The sequence below is a fragment of the Novosphingobium aquiterrae genome, from assembly GCF_042434435.1.
GTDB lineage: Bacteria > Pseudomonadota > Alphaproteobacteria > Sphingomonadales > Sphingomonadaceae > Novosphingobium > Novosphingobium aquiterrae.
This window is the reverse complement of sequence record NZ_JBHLTL010000011.1, coordinates 191,173-205,869: the sequence shown is the minus strand read 5'-3', so window position 1 is coordinate 205,869 and position 14,697 is coordinate 191,173. Positions and strand designations below refer to the sequence as shown.

The 14,697-nt window shown below is 64.3% G+C and carries 17 protein-coding genes; 8 read left to right on the top strand and 9 right to left on the bottom strand.

What is annotated here, in order from left to right:
• Positions 1–67 precede the first annotated feature (67 nt).
• Together ACFFF7_RS14545 and ACFFF7_RS14540 are read right to left on the bottom strand one after the other, a co-directional pair.
• On the bottom strand, positions 68–793 hold the full coding sequence (locus tag ACFFF7_RS14545; RefSeq protein WP_379482078.1) for a type 1 glutamine amidotransferase domain-containing protein: 726 nt from the start codon (positions 791–793) through the stop codon (positions 68–70).
• A gap of 1 nt (position 794) precedes the next feature.
• Positions 795–1,499: a dienelactone hydrolase family protein gene (locus ACFFF7_RS14540; RefSeq protein ID WP_379482077.1), complete on the bottom strand. Its 705-nt coding sequence runs from the start codon at positions 1,497–1,499 to the stop codon at positions 795–797.
• Positions 1,500–1,620: 121 nt separating this feature from the next.
• On the opposite strand from ACFFF7_RS14540, the gene ACFFF7_RS14535 reads away from it, so the two are divergent.
• From ACFFF7_RS14535 to ACFFF7_RS14515, 5 genes are read left to right on the top strand one after another with little or no spacing between them, the layout of a single operon-like run.
• Entirely contained in the window at positions 1,621–2,175 is a 555-nt protein-coding gene (locus tag ACFFF7_RS14535; RefSeq protein WP_379482076.1) for a F0F1 ATP synthase subunit delta, read from the top strand.
• A 38-nt stretch (positions 2,176–2,213) separates the two neighbouring features.
• Positions 2,214–3,743 (top strand): F0F1 ATP synthase subunit alpha, encoded by a 1,530-nt coding sequence (gene atpA, locus ACFFF7_RS14530; protein WP_379482366.1) that lies wholly within the window; start codon positions 2,214–2,216, stop codon positions 3,741–3,743.
• Between the two features lie 22 nt (positions 3,744–3,765).
• Positions 3,766–4,644 (top strand): F0F1 ATP synthase subunit gamma, encoded by an 879-nt coding sequence (locus tag ACFFF7_RS14525; RefSeq protein WP_379482075.1) that lies wholly within the window; start codon positions 3,766–3,768, stop codon positions 4,642–4,644.
• A gap of 24 nt (positions 4,645–4,668) precedes the next feature.
• Positions 4,669–6,156, top strand: coding sequence for a F0F1 ATP synthase subunit beta (gene atpD / locus ACFFF7_RS14520; RefSeq protein ID WP_379482074.1), 1,488 nt, complete (start codon positions 4,669–4,671; stop codon positions 6,154–6,156).
• Between the two features lie 5 nt (positions 6,157–6,161).
• Entirely contained in the window at positions 6,162–6,419 is a 258-nt protein-coding gene (locus ACFFF7_RS14515) for an ATP synthase F1 subunit epsilon (protein ID WP_379482073.1), read from the top strand.
• 78 nt (positions 6,420–6,497) lie between these two features.
• Here the strand turns inward: ACFFF7_RS14515 and ACFFF7_RS14510 are convergent, their stop codons facing one another.
• The 3 genes from ACFFF7_RS14510 to ACFFF7_RS14500 form a co-directional block, all read right to left on the bottom strand.
• Positions 6,498–6,635, bottom strand: a complete 138-nt coding sequence (locus ACFFF7_RS14510) for a hypothetical protein (protein WP_379482072.1) — start codon at positions 6,633–6,635, stop codon at positions 6,498–6,500.
• Between the two features lie 197 nt (positions 6,636–6,832).
• Entirely contained in the window at positions 6,833–7,675 is an 843-nt protein-coding gene (locus tag ACFFF7_RS14505) for a PhzF family protein (RefSeq protein ID WP_379482071.1), read from the bottom strand.
• 5 nt (positions 7,676–7,680) lie between these two features.
• A complete protein-coding gene (locus tag ACFFF7_RS14500) occupies positions 7,681–8,124 on the bottom strand; it encodes a DUF6265 family protein (protein ID WP_379482070.1) in 444 nt (147 codons plus the stop codon).
• 226 nt (positions 8,125–8,350) lie between these two features.
• On the opposite strand from ACFFF7_RS14500, the gene ACFFF7_RS14495 reads away from it, so the two are divergent.
• Positions 8,351–9,883, top strand: coding sequence for a TadA family conjugal transfer-associated ATPase (locus ACFFF7_RS14495; RefSeq protein ID WP_379482069.1), 1,533 nt, complete (start codon positions 8,351–8,353; stop codon positions 9,881–9,883).
• Here the strand turns inward: ACFFF7_RS14495 and ACFFF7_RS14490 are convergent.
• Positions 9,880–10,110, bottom strand: a complete 231-nt coding sequence (locus ACFFF7_RS14490) for a hypothetical protein (RefSeq protein ID WP_379482068.1) — start codon at positions 10,108–10,110, stop codon at positions 9,880–9,882. The two genes, ACFFF7_RS14495 and ACFFF7_RS14490, sit on opposite strands and share 4 nt — an antisense overlap.
• Positions 10,111–10,132: 22 nt before the next feature.
• Here ACFFF7_RS14490 and ACFFF7_RS14485 point away from each other — a divergent pair, with 22 nt between their 5' ends.
• Together ACFFF7_RS14485 and ACFFF7_RS14480 are read left to right on the top strand one after the other, a co-directional pair.
• Positions 10,133–11,038 carry a DMT family transporter gene (locus ACFFF7_RS14485; RefSeq protein WP_379482067.1) on the top strand — a complete coding sequence of 302 codons (906 nt, stop codon included), beginning with the start codon at positions 10,133–10,135 and terminating at the stop codon, positions 11,036–11,038.
• 123 nt (positions 11,039–11,161) lie between these two features.
• Positions 11,162–11,293, top strand: coding sequence for an entericidin A/B family lipoprotein (locus ACFFF7_RS14480; protein WP_379482066.1), 132 nt, complete (start codon positions 11,162–11,164; stop codon positions 11,291–11,293).
• A gap of 3 nt (positions 11,294–11,296) precedes the next feature.
• Here ACFFF7_RS14480 and ACFFF7_RS14475 read toward each other — a convergent pair whose 3' ends face one another.
• From ACFFF7_RS14475 to gcvPA, 3 genes are read right to left on the bottom strand one after another with little or no spacing between them, the layout of a single operon-like run.
• Entirely contained in the window at positions 11,297–11,764 is a 468-nt protein-coding gene (locus ACFFF7_RS14475) for an ABA4-like family protein (protein ID WP_379482065.1), read from the bottom strand.
• Between the two features lie 4 nt (positions 11,765–11,768).
• On the bottom strand, positions 11,769–13,340 hold the full coding sequence (gene gcvPB / locus ACFFF7_RS14470; protein WP_379482064.1) for an aminomethyl-transferring glycine dehydrogenase subunit GcvPB: 1,572 nt from the start codon (positions 13,338–13,340) through the stop codon (positions 11,769–11,771).
• Positions 13,337–14,695 carry an aminomethyl-transferring glycine dehydrogenase subunit GcvPA gene (gene gcvPA, locus ACFFF7_RS14465; protein WP_379482063.1) on the bottom strand — a complete coding sequence of 453 codons (1,359 nt, stop codon included), beginning with the start codon at positions 14,693–14,695 and terminating at the stop codon, positions 13,337–13,339. The genes gcvPB and gcvPA overlap by 4 nt, the downstream gene beginning before the upstream one ends.
• Positions 14,696–14,697: the final 2 nt, after the last annotated feature.

Below are 14,697 nucleotides of genomic sequence, written 5' to 3'. Positions count from 1 at the left end.
CGGGCTCCTTGCGATGGAGACTCGCAACTACCGCGCCCTTACGAATGTTGCGTCCCGCGCCTTGCGTTCAAAGCAGATCGAGCAGCCGCTCGGCCAGGGTCCAGGCATCGCCGGGCCAGCGCGCCGAGAGATAGCGCAGGTCCTGCACCACGAAGCCGACGTGCGGGGCCGTGCTATCGGCATAGCGCAGGATCAGCGGGCCGCGCTCGAAGCCGCCGCCAGGGCCGATCAGGCGGATTACCTCGGCCTCGACGCTTTCACCATAGGTGCGGTAATGGCCGGGCAGTGCGCGCTGGGTCAGCGCCACCGAAATGCCTTCCTGCACGGCGGTCAACGCGGTCGTGCGCCGCCCCGACAGTGCGCCCGAGCGCGCCACAGGCAGCACCCCGTGGCAGATCGCGCTGACCGGCTGGCTGGCAGCAAAGGCCTCGCGCGCAAGGCGGTGCACCTCGCCCGATTCGCAATAGCGTTTCATCCCCGGGGCATGGCCGCCAGGAAAGTGCAGCGCGGCAAAGTCGCTGGCGCGGGCTGCAGCCCAGGTGATCGGGCGGCGATAGTCGGGATCGGCGATCATCGCGGCATAGGCCGCGCGCGCCGCGGGCCGGGCGCGGAGCGACTTGGCCAACCCAGGCAGGCCCTCTCCGGTCAAGGTGATCGGATCGCAGGTGCCGGGCTGGCCGGTTTCGGTGGCGAAGTTGACGCTATGGCCTGCTTCGGTCCACACCTTCCACGGAAACGCCACTTCGGTTGGATCGAAATCGCTTTGCGGCAGGACGATCAGGATCCGCGCCATGTCAGCCGCCCAAGGCCTTGAACAGCATCAAGGTGCGCTCTTTGGCCAGTTCGGCGCTTTCCGGGTGGTAATCCTTGCGCCGGTCGGAATTGAAACCGTGTCCAGCCTCGTAGATGAAGTGCTGCGCGGTGGGGTGCGCCTTCTCGATCAGCTTTTCGACCGGCTCGATCGGCACCATCGAATCGTAGCGCCCGAAATGGGTGATCGTCGCGCATTTGGGCGCATCGTCGGCAAAGCGGGTGGCGATGTAGCCGCCGTAATAGCAGCTCGCCGCATCGAGATCGTCGGACAGCTGGGCCATGCGCCATGATACCGATCCGCCAAAGCAATAGCCGACCATGAAGACCGGCCCGCCCTTCTCTTTCATCCACGCCACGCAGCGCGCGGTATCGTCGATACCCTGGTCCCAGTCGTGCTCTTGCCGGGCGATCTGGACCGCACGCTCCCAGTCGGCGCCGGAATAACCGAGGGCGCAGCCCGGCTGTTGTCGGTCGAACAGCCCGGGGCTCAGCACTTCATAGCCATCGGCGGCATATTCATCGCACAGTTCGCGGATGTGCTCGGTCACCCCGAAGATTTCCTGAACCAGGATCAGCCCGCCCCGCTGCGCGCCCTCGGGCATGGCGTGATAGCAAGGCATGGCATGGCCATCGCCCATCGTCAGCGTGATCCACTCCGCCAATGCAACCTCCCCGGAAAACTTCACGGCCTTGCCACCTTGCATCGCAGCAAAATCGCCGCTATGCGCGCCCCCGTCCAAGGGGCAAAAGGCACGTCCGGTGCCGGTTCTGCCCTGCCAACGCACCCGATGCAAGGAACCTGAGCGCGTGGAGAATTCCGGCGGCATTACGGCCAGTCTGCAAGGGCGATATGCCTCTGCCCTTTATGATTTGGCGAGTGAGCAGGCCGCCGTCAGCGCGGTCGAATCCGACCTGGAAAAGCTGGCGCAGGCGATTCTCGGCTCACAGGATCTTGCCGCGTTGATTCGCAACCCGCAGATCGGCCGCGATGCTGCAGCACGGGCGATCGACGCTGTTGCCGGGGTGCTTGGCCTGTCGCCGCTGACGAAGAATTTCCTCGGTGTGCTGGCGGCCAACCGTCGTCTCGGCAAGCTGCCCGAGGTCGTCCGCGCCTTCGTCACCATCGCTGCCGCCGCCCGCGGCGAAGCCAGCGCCGAAGTCACCAGCGCCCACCCGCTCAGCGCCGCACAGCTCAAGCAGCTGTCCGAACGCCTGAAAGCGCGCGAAGGCAAGGACGTCAAGATTACCGCGAAGGTCGATCCCGAGATTCTCGGCGGCCTCGTCGTCCGGATCGGCTCGACCCAGATCGACAGCTCGATCCGCACCCGTTTGAACACGCTCGCTTCGGCGATGAAGGGCTGAACGGCCCTTACTGCAAGAATTCGATGAAAGGCTGAATGATGGATATCCGCGCCGCTGAAATCTCGAAGGTCATCAAGGACCAGATCGCCAACTTCGGCACCGAGGCCCAGGTCTCGGAAGTCGGTTCGGTGCTGTCGGTCGGTGACGGTATCGCCCGCATCCACGGACTCGACAACGTCCAGGCCGGTGAAATGGTCGCCTTCGCCAACGGCGTGCAGGGCATGGCGCTCAACCTCGAAGCCGACAACGTCGGCGTCGTGATTTTCGGCTCGGACGCCGAGATCAAGGAAGGCGATGTCGTCAAGCGCACCGGTACGATCGTTGACGTACCCGTCGGCAAGGGCCTGCTCGGCCGCGTGGTCGACGCGCTGGGCAACCCGATCGACGGCAAGGGTCCGATCGAAGGCGCCACCCGTCAGCGCGTCGAAGTCAAGGCACCGGGCATCATTCCGCGCCAGTCGGTCAACGAACCGGTCCAGACCGGGCTCAAGGCGATCGACGCCCTCGTCCCCGTCGGCCGCGGCCAGCGCGAACTGATCATCGGTGACCGCCAGACCGGCAAGACCGCCGTGGCGATCGACACCTTCATCAACCAGAAGGAGGCCAACGCCGGCACCGACGAGAAGAAGAAGCTGTACTGCATCTATGTCGCCGTCGGCCAGAAGCGCTCGACCGTGGCGCAGATCGTCCGCCAGCTCGAAGAAAACGGCGCGATGGAATATTCGATCGTCGTCGCCGCGACCGCGTCGGAACCGGCCCCGCTGCAGTACCTGGCGCCCTACACCGGCGCGACCATGGGCGAATTCTTCCGCGACAACGGCATGCACGCCGTGATCGTCTATGACGACCTTTCCAAACAGGCCGTGGCCTATCGCCAGATGTCGCTGCTGCTGCGCCGCCCGCCGGGCCGCGAAGCCTATCCGGGCGACGTGTTCTATCTGCACTCACGTCTGCTCGAACGCGCGGCCAAGATGAACGACAGCCAGGGCGGCGGCAGCCTCACCGCGCTGCCGATCATCGAAACCCAGGCGGGTGACGTTTCGGCCTACATCCCGACCAACGTGATCTCGATCACCGATGGCCAGATCTTCCTCGAAACCGGCCTGTTCTATCAGGGCGTGCGGCCGGCGATCAACGTCGGCCTGTCGGTCAGCCGCGTCGGCGGCGCTGCCCAGACCAAGGCGATGAAGAAGGTTTCGGGCTCGATCAAGCTGGAGCTGGCGCAGTACCGCGAAATGGCGGCATTCGCCCAGTTCGGTTCGGACCTCGACGCTTCGACCCAGAAGCTGCTCAACCGCGGTTCGCGCCTGACCGAGCTGCTCAAGCAGGCCCAGTTCAGCCCGCTGTCGTTCGAAGAGCAGACCGTCTCGATCTTCGCCGGTACCAACGGCTATCTCGATGCGATTCCGGTCAACAAGGTTACCGAGTACGAAGCCGAAATGCTCAGCTTCATGCGCGACAGCCATGCCGATACGCTCAAGTTGATCCGCGACACCCGCGATTTCGGCGACGATGCGAAGAAGCAGACCGTTGCCGCACTCGACGCTTTCGCGAAGCAGTTCGCCTGATCCACTGAAGGGGTAAGGCTTCATGGCCTCGCTTAAGGAACTCAAAGGGCGGATCAACTCGGTCAAGTCGACCCAGAAGATCACCAAGGCCAAGCAGATGGTCGCCGCCGCCAAGCTGCGCAAGGCGCAGGCCGCGGCCGAAGCCGCGCGTCCCTATGCCGCGCGATTGGCCACGGTGATGGGCTCGATCGCAAGCAAGGTCGTGGTCAGCGAAAACAGCCCGAAGCTGCTTGCCGGCACCGGCAAGGACCAGGTCCACCTGCTGGTCGTCGCCAACAGCGACAAGGGCCTGGCGGGCGCGTTCAACTCGAACATCGTCAAGGCCGCGCTGGTCGCCGCTCGCCGCCTCAAGGCCGAGGGCAAGACGGTGCTGTTCTACCTCGTCGGACGCAAGGGCCGCGCGGTGATCCGCCGCGAGTATCCCAAGGACGTGCTGGCGATGTTCGACACCACCGAGGTGCGCGAACCCGGCTACACCGAAGCCGAGAAGATCGCCGCCGAACTGGTCGCGCTCTACGAGGCGGGCAAGTTCGACGTCGCCCACCTGTTCTATTCGAAGTTCCGCTCCGCACTGGTCCAGGAACCGACCGAGCAGCAGATCATCCCCGTGCCTGCGCCCAAGGTCGTCGAGACCGCCGCCGGCAGCGCCGCGGTGGAATACGAGCCCGACGAGGAGGAAATCCTCGCCGCGCTGCTGCCGCGTTACCTCAAGACCCAGCTGTTCGGCGCGCTGCTCGAGAACATGGCGTCGGAACAGGGCGCGTCGATGACCGCGATGGACAATGCCACGCGCAACGCCGGCGACCTGATCGGCAAGCTGACCATCCAGTACAACCGCAGCCGACAGGCCGCGATCACCACCGAACTCATTGAAATCATCGCTGGCGCCGAAGCGCTCTAAGAGATCAAAGGCAAGGAACAGAAAATGGCTACTGCCGCTCCCAAGACCCGCAAGAAGGCCACCACGGCCGCTGCCGCGAACACCGCTGGCGGACGCATCAGCCAGGTCATCGGCGCCGTCGTCGACGTCGCCTTCGACGGCGAGCTGCCGGCGATCCTCTCGGCGCTCGAAACCGACAACAACGGCAACCGCCTGGTGCTCGAAGTGGCGCAGCACCTGGGTGAGAACACCGTACGCACCATCGCCATGGACGCGACCGACGGCTTGACCCGCGGCCAGCCGGTGACTGCAACGGGCGCGCAGATCTCGGTCCCGGTCGGCCCGATGACGCTGGGCCGGATCATGAACGTGATCGGTGAGCCGATTGACGAACAGGGCCCCATCGGCGCTGCAAAGAAGAATCCGATCCACGCCAAGGCCCCCGAATTCGTCGACCAGTCGACCGAAGCGGCCATTCTCGTCACCGGCATCAAGGTGATCGATCTGCTCGCCCCCTATGCGCGCGGCGGCAAGATCGGCCTGTTCGGCGGCGCCGGCGTGGGCAAGACCGTGCTGATCCAGGAACTGATCAACAACATCGCCAAGGGCCACGGCGGCGTCTCGGTCTTCGCGGGCGTGGGTGAACGAACCCGCGAAGGCAACGATCTCTACCACGAATTCCTCGACGCCAAGGTCATTATGAAGGATGCCGATGGCAACCCGACCCCCGAAGGCTCGAAGGTCGCCCTCGTGTTCGGCCAGATGAACGAGCCCCCGGGCGCGCGTGCCCGCGTCGCCCTGTCGGGCCTGACCATGGCCGAATACTTCCGCGACGAGGAAGGCCAGGACGTGCTGTTCTTCGTCGACAACATCTTCCGCTTCACCCAGGCGGGTTCGGAAGTGTCGGCGCTGCTCGGTCGTATTCCTTCGGCGGTGGGCTATCAGCCGACCCTGGCGACCGACATGGGCGCGCTGCAGGAACGCATCACCTCGACCAACAAGGGCTCGATCACCTCGGTCCAGGCGATCTACGTGCCCGCGGACGATCTTACCGACCCCGCGCCGGCCACCTCGTTCGCCCACTTGGACGCGACGACCACGCTCAACCGCGCGATTTCGGAGCTGGGCATCTACCCGGCGGTCGACCCGCTCGACTCGACGTCGCGCGTGCTGACCCCGGCCGTCGTCGGCCAGGAGCACTACGACGTTGCCCGCCGCGTCCAGGAAACCCTGCAGAAGTACAAGTCGCTGCAGGACATCATCGCCATTCTCGGCATGGACGAACTGAGCGAAGAAGATAAGCTGACCGTGGCCCGCGCCCGCAAGATTCAGCGCTTCCTCAGCCAGCCGTTCCACGTCGCCGAAGTCTTCACCAACATCCCGGGCAAGTTCGTCCAGGTTGAAGACACCGTGAAGTCGTTCAAGGCCGTGGTCGATGGTGAATACGATCACCTGCCCGAAGCCGCCTTCTACATGGTCGGCGGGATCGACGAAGCAGTCGCCAAGGCCAAGAAGATGGCGGACGAGGCGTAAGGCTGATGGCCCTGCACTTCGAACTCGTCACGCCTGCGCGCCTGGTCCGTTCGGACGACGTCTACATGGTCGTCGTTCCGGGAACCGAAGGCGAGTTTGGCGTGCTTGAAGGCCACGCACCCTTCATGTCGACCGTCCGCGACGGCACGCTCAAGGTCTACAAGAGCGAGGGCGCCCAGCCCGAGGAAATCCTGGTCCAGGGCGGCTTTGCCGAAGTCGGCGAGAACGGCCTGACCGTTCTGGCGGAGCACGTCGCAGGCTGAACCGCCCGAAAGGGTCTGCAGAAACACGAAGGGCGGCCCCACAGGCCGCCCTTTGCCGTTGAAGCTTCGGACAAGCCGTCAAGAAAACGGGTGGAGGAAGACCAGCCGGGCCTGCTCGTTGGTTACGAACAAACCGAACATGAAGACCAGCAGACTGACGAGTATCAGCTTGTACAGCGGATCGAACTGCGGGGCGTCGCTGGGCAATTTGGGCACGAATAGTCCTCCGGTTGAGTAATCGACGCGGCGACCTTTATCTGCTTTTATTGTGACAATACGTACGTCCCATTTCGGGAATGGTATTGTAGGAAAGCGACTTTTCCTGGGCTCCTCGATCAGGTGCAATATTATCCCGCATCGACAAATAGTTACGCCGAGCCAAAGAGCCTTCGGTTGCTCAAATTCAGCCTTGGCTAAAGCGTCACCTGCCCTGACACACAGATAACGCAGTTTCCGCCGACGTGGATGTCATTGCCGTCGACGCGGATCGAAACCTTGCCGTCGCGCCCCAGCTGGGTGCCCTGACTGGCGATATAGGCATCGCCCGCCGTCACTTGGCCCATGGCCAGGCGATAGGCTGCCACGGCCGCGTTGCCGCTGCCGCAGACGGGATCTTCCGGAATACCGTCGCCCGGCGCGAAGCTGCGGACCATTACCCGGCCCCCCGCAACGGCATAGACTGTCGCCCCGGTCATTCCGGTCGCGTGGTAATAGCGGGTCAGCCGCGCCGGATCGTGACTCAATTGATCCAGTGTAGCCAGGTCGGCAAGCTCCACGATCAGCCAGGTCGGCCCGACATTGACCGCGTGCGGTTTGCCCAGCACCTGCACGCCCTGGCCCAGCCAGGCCGTTGCCTCCGGATCGTCAAGCGGTTCCAGGGCATAGCGCGGTAGACGAAACGACAACGCATCGCCATCGACCGCAAGCTCGACCAGACCGACTTCGCACTGCTGCACCAGCCGGCCAGCGCGCGGCGTGGCAAGCCCGGCGGCGACCACGGCATGGGCGCTGCCCAGTGTCGGATGTCCGGCAAAGGGCAGCTCGTCCTTGGGGGTGAAGATGCGCAGGCGGTAATCGGCTGCGGCATCGGTGGCAGGCAGCACAAAGGTTGTTTCGGACAGGTTGGTCCAGTTGGCGAAGGCCTGCATTTCGGCATCGCTCAGTCCCGCGCCATCGAGCACCACTGCAACCGGATTGCCTTTGTAGGGCACCGCAGTGAAGACATCGACCTGCATGAAGGCACGCTGACGGGTCATTGGCGCTACTCCGCCGGAGCCACGACAGGGCGATAGTTCCAGCGCATCGCATCGCTGCCGTCGAGCTTCGAAATCTCTGCCATCAGGAGTTGGCCCTGCCGCCAATAGCGGATGCGCTGCGGATAATCGTTCGCCGGATTGGCGAACTCAACCGCATCGGTGCTGCGCAGTACCTGCCTGAATTCGGTTTCGGTGCGTCCGCGCGGCTGGGCGTAAAAGCTGACTGAACCGTCCACCTTTCGCTCTATCCGCGCCATTTCCCAGATACGCACGTCCTTGCCGAACCCGGTTCGCGATACGCCCAGCATCAGGCCGCCCTTGGCGTCGGACCACAATTCGTCGCTCCAGGATGGACCATCTTCCATCATCCACGTCCCGGCCATGAAGCCGGGCAACGCGTCCTCAGCCGGGCCGGCGGCTAGCGGCGTCGCGGCTATCAACAGGGCCATGGCACAGGAAAATGAGCGAAAGGTCATCGAAACAACTCTGCGATAATTCGTAGGGGGACGCTGTAGCGCGGGTGAGACGATGCGCAAAGGCTGCTTGCAGTCAGCAGGTTTGGTTCGCCGCTTTAGGAAATCTTCAAAGTTTCCGGTTTATTCACCAAACCCGTAAGGCACACAGTAGCCATGCCGGACTTAGTGCTGGTGGCTTGAATTCGAGGGTGTAGGCAAGATGAGCGCATTCGGCCGACGCAACGGCGCAAGTGGCATGGGCCCTTCGGCTCGCCCGCAATTCGGCGTCGCGCGCCCGATGAAAGGCGGCTCCGAAGGGGCCAAGCCCAATGTGCCGGCGCCTTTCGGCGGCGACCAGTTCCCGCCGCTGCCCGGCGAGGAAATGGCGCTTCCGGCCGGCGATAACAGCAACAACAAGAACGTCGATGCGATGACCCGGCTGGCCGACCGGGTCAACGGCGTCCACGAAAATACCTATAACGCCGAAGGCTTCGAAGCATCGGTCCACAAGATCAAGGAACAGGTGCTGCCGCGCCTGCTCGAACGCGTCGATCCCGAAGCGGCGGCTACCCTGACCAAGGACGAGCTCTCGGAAGAATTCCGCCCGATCATCCTGGAAGTGCTGGCCGAGCTGAAGGTTACCCTCAACCGCCGCGAACAGTTCGCGCTGGAAAAGGTGCTGATCGACGAGCTGCTGGGCTTCGGTCCGCTGGAAGAACTGCTCAACGATCCCGACGTATCGGACATCATGGTCAACGGCCCGGACCAGACCTACATCGAAAAGAAGGGCAAGCTGACGCTCGCCCCGATTCGCTTCCGCGACGAAAGCCACCTGTTCCAGATCGCCCAGCGCATCGTCAACCAGGTCGGCCGCCGCGTCGACCAGACCACGCCGCTGGCCGACGCCCGTCTCAAGGACGGCAGCCGCGTCAACGTCATCGTCCCGCCGCTGTCGCTGCGCGGCACCGCGATCTCGATTCGTAAGTTTTCCGAAAAGCCGATCACCATCGACATGCTGCGCGACTTCGGGTCGATGAGCGACAAGATGGCAACCGCGCTGAAGATTGCCGGCGCTTGCCGCATGAACATCGTCATTTCGGGCGGTACCGGTTCGGGTAAAACGACCATGCTCAACGCCCTGTCGAAGATGATCGACCCGGGCGAGCGTGTGCTGACCATCGAAGACGCCGCCGAACTGCGCTTGCAGCAGCCGCACTGGCTGCCACTGGAAACCCGCCCCCCGAACCTGGAAGGCCAGGGCGCGATCACCATCGGCGATCTCGTCAAGAACGCCCTGCGTATGCGTCCTGACCGGATCATCCTGGGCGAAATCCGCGGCGCGGAGTGCTTCGACCTGCTCGCCGCAATGAACACCGGTCACGACGGATCGATGTGTACGCTGCACGCCAACAGCCCGCGCGAATGCCTGGGCCGTATGGAAAACATGATCCTGATGGGCGACATCAAGATCCCCAAGGAAGCTATCAGCCGCCAGATCGCCGAATCGGTCGACATCATCGTCCAGGTCAAGCGCCTGCGCGACGGTTCGCGCCGCACCACCAACATCACCGAGGTGATCGGGATGGAAGGCGATGTCATCGTCACCCAGGAACTTTTCAAGTTCGAATATCTGGACGAAACCGACGACGGCAAGATCATCGGCGAATTCCGCCCCAGTGGCCTGCGCCCCTACACCCTGGAAAAGGCCCGCCAGTTCGGCTTCGACCAGGCCTATCTCGAGGCCTGCCTCTAAGCCGAGCGCAGCCACGCCCGCAGCGCCGCGCCCAGCAGGATCGCGGCGAAAAAGGTCGACCAGAACGCCACGTCCCGCCACGGCAACAAGCCGACCGCGTCCGGGTCTGAGCGGCGCATCCGCCGTCTGTCGGCGCGCCAGGCAGCCACGGCGATGATTGCCGCACAAAGGCCCGGCATCGCGAAATACCAGAACCAGTCCTCATCCATCAGCGCTTGCCAGTCCATCGCAGCCCGCTAGAGCATCGGCGTGCCCGTCGTCCAGCGTCCTGCCCTTGCCCTGATGCTGCGCCTGGCCGCGGCCTTCGCGCTGGCGACGCTGATCATGCTGGTCAAGTATACGGCCGGCACCGGGGTCCGCTTTGGCGAAATCCTGTTCTGGCGCGCCGCGCCGACGGTGCCGATCCTGGCGCTATGGCTTGCCGCGCAGGGCCAGTTGGCCCGATTGCGGTCAAGGCGGATGTCCGCCCATGTCCGCCGGGCAGTGCTGGGGATGATCGGCATGGTCATGACCTTCGGCGCACCGCTGCTGCTGCCGCTGGCGGAATCGACCACGCTCAGCTTTACGACTCCGCTGTTCGCGGTCGTTCTGTCGGCGCTTATCCTGTCCGAACGGATCGGGCCGTGGCGCTGGAGCGCTGTCGCCGCGGGCTTTGCCGGAATTGTCATCATCGCCCAGCCCGGCCATGCCCACATGCCCCCGTTCGGCACAGCCGTGGGACTTGGCGCAGCCTTCATGGTCGCCTTGATCTCCATCCAGATTCGCGACCTGTCGCGCACCGAAGAGCCCATTGCCATCGTCTTCTGGTTCTCTGCCCTGTCGAGCGTGGTCTTTGTCTTGGGCCTGCCATTTTTCAGCACCGCGCACAGCCCGTTCCAGTGGCTGCTGCTGATCACGATCGGCGTTCTGGGCTGCATTGCCCAACTGTTGCTGACCGCGGCCTTGCGCTTTGGCCAGGTCGCCAGCGTCATCGTGATGGACTATTCTTCGCTGATCTGGGCAACGCTTTACGGCTGGCTGGTGTGGGACCAGATCCCGCCAGCCACGACCTGGCTGGGAGCGCCCTTGATCATCGGGGCCGGCGTTCTGATCGCCTGGCGCGAACATCATCTTTCGCGCATCCCCTCACCACTCGCATCCGTCGCGAATGAGTAGCGTTCTGCCGCAATCGGGAACCTGAGGGTGCCTTCAGACGTTTTCGACGATGGAACGCGTCGCTATTGCACCGCGCGACGACCGGAGTACCATTCCGGCCGAAACAGATCGAAGGAACCAAGCATGATCCGCAAATTTGTTCTTATCCTCGGCGCCGCCGGCATCGCCCTTACCGCTACCGCCTGCAACACCGTCAAGGGCGTTGGTCGCGATATCGAATCGGTTGGTCAGGCCGGCGACAAGGCGATCAACTAAGTCTCAGCGTCCGCCCGCGGCCCGCGCCACGGCGCGGGCGCGGCGTTCGCGAATGAGTAGCCAGAAGAACAGACCGATCGGTCCCGCCAGGAAGGTAGCGACCAGAAAGGGGGCCTGCGTAAATCGGCTATAACCCTTGTTATCGGCGTCTGACGCGATCCACAGCCCGGTAAACAGATCGAAAGCCAGATAGTGGGTCCAGCCCAACACAATCCCGCCGTCTGACAGGAACAGGCCTCTGATCCCCGCGATAGAGTAGCTTTTCATGCCTCCGTCACTCCCGGCGACGGCAGCGGGATCGACCGATCCGCTGATCAGCAAGGCAAACAGCACCACATAGACCAGGCATAGCAGGCCGACGCCGGCGAACATGATCGCACTGCGCACCAGTGCTGCGCGGGGCAGGACCAGCAAGGCGGTCCAGCCCAGCACCGCGACGACGTTGGTCAGCGAGAACAGCGTTTGCCACATCGCATCAGGCACCTTGCCAGCTCAGCACGGGCTTACGCGCAGCCTGGGTCTCGTCCAGCCGCCGCCGCGGTGCGAAATGCGGTGCGGTCTTGAGGCTGGCGTCGCTGGCCTTGGCCCGTTCGGCCAGCCTGCGCATCGAACCGATAAAGCGGTCAAGCCCGGCCTTGCTCTCGGTTTCGGTCGGCTCGATCAGCATCGCGCCGTGAACCACCAGGGGGAAATAGACCGTCATCGGGTGGAACCCCTCGTCGATCAGGCCCTTGGCGATGTCGAGCGTGGAAAACCCTTCGGGCAGGTTGTCGTCGCTGAACAGCGCTTCGTGCATGCACGGCCCGCTGGCCCCGAACGGCGCGTCGAGCACATTGTCCAGACTGCGCAGGACATAGTTGGCATTGAGCACGGCATCCTCGGCCACCTGGCGCAGACCGTCGGCCCCATGGCTGAGGATATAGGTCAGCGCGCGGGTGAACATGCCCATCTGGCCGTGGAACGCCGCCATCCGCCCGAACGATTCGGCATGACCCATGGCCGCTGCATCCTCTTCCTCGACCAGGTGCACGATACCGTCGGCGGTGCGCGCGGTATAGGGCAGCGGGCCATAGGGGCTGAGCGCTTCGGACAGCACCACCGGCCCCGATCCCGGACCGCCGCCGCCATGCGGCGTGGAGAAGGTCTTGTGCAGGTTGATGTGCATCGCATCCACGCCAAGGTCGCCGGGACGGACCTTGCCGACGATCGCGTTGAAGTTCGCTCCATCGCAATAGACATAGCCGCCGGCGGCGTGCACCGCTTCGGAAATCACTTTAAGATCGCGTTCGAACAGGCCGCAAGTATTTGGATTTGTGATCATCACCCCGGCCACGTCCGGCCCCAGTCGGGCTTTCAGTGCGGCGAGATCGACACGGCCTTCCGCAGTGGCGGGGATGTTCTCGATCGCAAAACCGGCAAAGGCCGCGGTGGCGGGATTGGTGCCGTGGGCGCTTTCGGGTACCAGCATGACCCTGCGGTCCTCGCCCCGGGCCTGCAGCGCCGCCTTGATGCACAGCACCCCGCAGAGCTCGCCATGGGCGCCGGCCTTGGGCGTCATCGCCACGCCGTGCATGCCGGTCAGCTCGATCAGCCAGTGGGCCAGCTCATTGATCACTTCCAGTGCGCCACGCACCGTCTGCTGCGGGGCCAGCGGGTGAAGATCGGCAAAGCCTGGCATCCGCGCGACCTTCTCGTTCAGCCGCGGGTTGTGCTTCATCGTGCACGAACCCAGCGGAAACGGGCCGAGATCGATGCCATAATTCTGGCGCGACAGACGCGTGTAGTGCCGCACGGTTTCGGGCTCGGTCAGGCCAGGCAACGCCGGTGCGGCCTTGCGCCGGAATTTCGCCAGCGCTGACGACGGCGCGCGACTGGCCGGATCGATATCTACGCCGGTCGAGCCGGGCCGGCCCAGTTCGAAGATCAGCGGCTCTTCCAGCATAAGTCCGCGGTCACCGCTGGCTGTGACGAGGGCCGACGCCTCGTGATCGGGATGCTGCGCCGGACCCATTTCGGGACGCCATCCGGCGGCGTTTACGGCGCTCATGCCAGAACTCCTTCCAGGGCAGTGGCCAGGGCTTCGATATCCTCGGCCGTGGTGCATTCGGTTGCGGTGACAAGCAGGCCGTGGGCCAGACTTTGCTCGTCAGGATAGAGGCGGCCGAGCGAGACCCCGCCGAGAACCTGACGATCGGCAAGAGCGCGGACGACGTCACGGGCGTCGCTCGGCAGGACCACGGTGAATTCGTTGAAGTAGGCACCGCTTAGCACGGTAACCCCAGGCACCCGGTCCAATCGCTCAGCCAGATCCTGCGCACGGGCGTGGTTGACCAGGGCCAGTTGCTCCAGCCCTTCCCCGCCCAGCAATGTCATGTGAATGCTGAAGGCCAGCGCACAAAGTCCTGCATTGGTGCAGATATTGCTCGTCGCCTTCTCGCGCCGGATGTGCTGCTCGCGGGTCGAGAGGGTGAGGACGAAGCCGCGCTTGCCCTCGGCGTCAACGGTTTCGCCGCACAGCCGTCCGGGCATTTGCCGCATGAACTTCTCGCGGCAGCCGAACAGGCCAAGGTAGGGTCCGCCGAACTGCAAGCCCACGCCGATCGCCTGGCCTTCGCCGACGACGATATCGGCACCCAGGTGCCCCGGCGCTTCGAGCAGGCCAAGCGCGACCGGCTCGGTCACCACCGCGACCAGCAGCGCGCCCGCGGCGTGTGCCGCCTCAGCAATCGCGGCCAGATCGGGCACGCGGCCAAGCAGATCGGGATATTGCACCACGACGCAGCTGGTCTCACCGTCGATCGCCGCGATCACCCCGGCCGTATCCGGCTCGGCCTCAAGCTTGGGTGCCTTGTAGTCGATGATGTCGCCCGTGAACTTGGCCATGGTTCGCGCCGTAGCGACGTAGTGCGGGTGCAGCCCGCGGTCGATCACCGCCTTCTTGCGCTTGGTGATGCGCCCGGCCATCGCCACCGCTTCCCAGCACGCGGTCGAACCGTCGTACATCGACGCATTGGCGACATCCACGCCGAACAGCCGGGCAACCTGCGTCTGGAATTCGAACAGCACTTGCAGGGTACCCTGGGCGATTTCGGGCTGATAGGGCGTATAAGCGGTCAGGAACTCGCCGCGTTGGATCAGGTGATCGACCGAGGCCGGAATGTGATGGCGATAGGCCCCCGCCCCCAGAAAGAACGGCGCCGCCCCGGCGCTGAGGTTCTTCGCCGCCAGAGCGCCCATGTGACGCTCTACCGCCATTTCGCTGGCATGCATCGGCAGACCGGCAATCGGCCCGGCGAGCCGCGCTTCCGTGGGCACGTCGGCGAACAGGTCATCGACCGTCGCGACGCCGATGACGCCGAGCATTTCGCTGCGGTCGGCAGGCGTCAGGGGAAGGTAGCGCATCG

What these genes read in the sequence shown, in the direction of transcription:
- ACFFF7_RS14495 (WP_379482069.1), top strand. Translation starts at nt 8,351, where the DNA reads ATGAGCGCATTCGGCCGACGCAACGGCGCAAGTGGCATGGGCCCTTCG.
- ACFFF7_RS14490 (WP_379482068.1), bottom strand. Translation starts at nt 10,110, where the DNA reads ATGGACTGGCAAGCGCTGATGGATGAGGACTGGTTCTGGTATTTCGCG.
- ACFFF7_RS14505 (WP_379482071.1), bottom strand. Translation starts at nt 7,675, where the DNA reads ATGACCCGTCAGCGTGCCTTCATGCAGGTCGATGTCTTCACTGCGGTG.
- atpD (WP_379482074.1), top strand. Translation starts at nt 4,669, where the DNA reads ATGGCTACTGCCGCTCCCAAGACCCGCAAGAAGGCCACCACGGCCGCT.
- ACFFF7_RS14480 (WP_379482066.1), top strand. Translation starts at nt 11,162, where the DNA reads ATGATCCGCAAATTTGTTCTTATCCTCGGCGCCGCCGGCATCGCCCTT.
- atpA (WP_379482366.1), top strand. Translation starts at nt 2,214, where the DNA reads ATGGATATCCGCGCCGCTGAAATCTCGAAGGTCATCAAGGACCAGATC.
- ACFFF7_RS14545 (WP_379482078.1), bottom strand. Translation starts at nt 793, where the DNA reads ATGGCGCGGATCCTGATCGTCCTGCCGCAAAGCGATTTCGATCCAACC.
- gcvPB (WP_379482064.1), bottom strand. Translation starts at nt 13,340, where the DNA reads ATGAGCGCCGTAAACGCCGCCGGATGGCGTCCCGAAATGGGTCCGGCG.
- ACFFF7_RS14525 (WP_379482075.1), top strand. Translation starts at nt 3,766, where the DNA reads ATGGCCTCGCTTAAGGAACTCAAAGGGCGGATCAACTCGGTCAAGTCG.
- ACFFF7_RS14515 (WP_379482073.1), top strand. Translation starts at nt 6,162, where the DNA reads ATGGCCCTGCACTTCGAACTCGTCACGCCTGCGCGCCTGGTCCGTTCG.
- gcvPA (WP_379482063.1), bottom strand. Translation starts at nt 14,695, where the DNA reads ATGCGCTACCTTCCCCTGACGCCTGCCGACCGCAGCGAAATGCTCGGC.
- ACFFF7_RS14475 (WP_379482065.1), bottom strand. Translation starts at nt 11,764, where the DNA reads ATGTGGCAAACGCTGTTCTCGCTGACCAACGTCGTCGCGGTGCTGGGC.
- ACFFF7_RS14500 (WP_379482070.1), bottom strand. Translation starts at nt 8,124, where the DNA reads ATGGCCCTGTTGATAGCCGCGACGCCGCTAGCCGCCGGCCCGGCTGAG.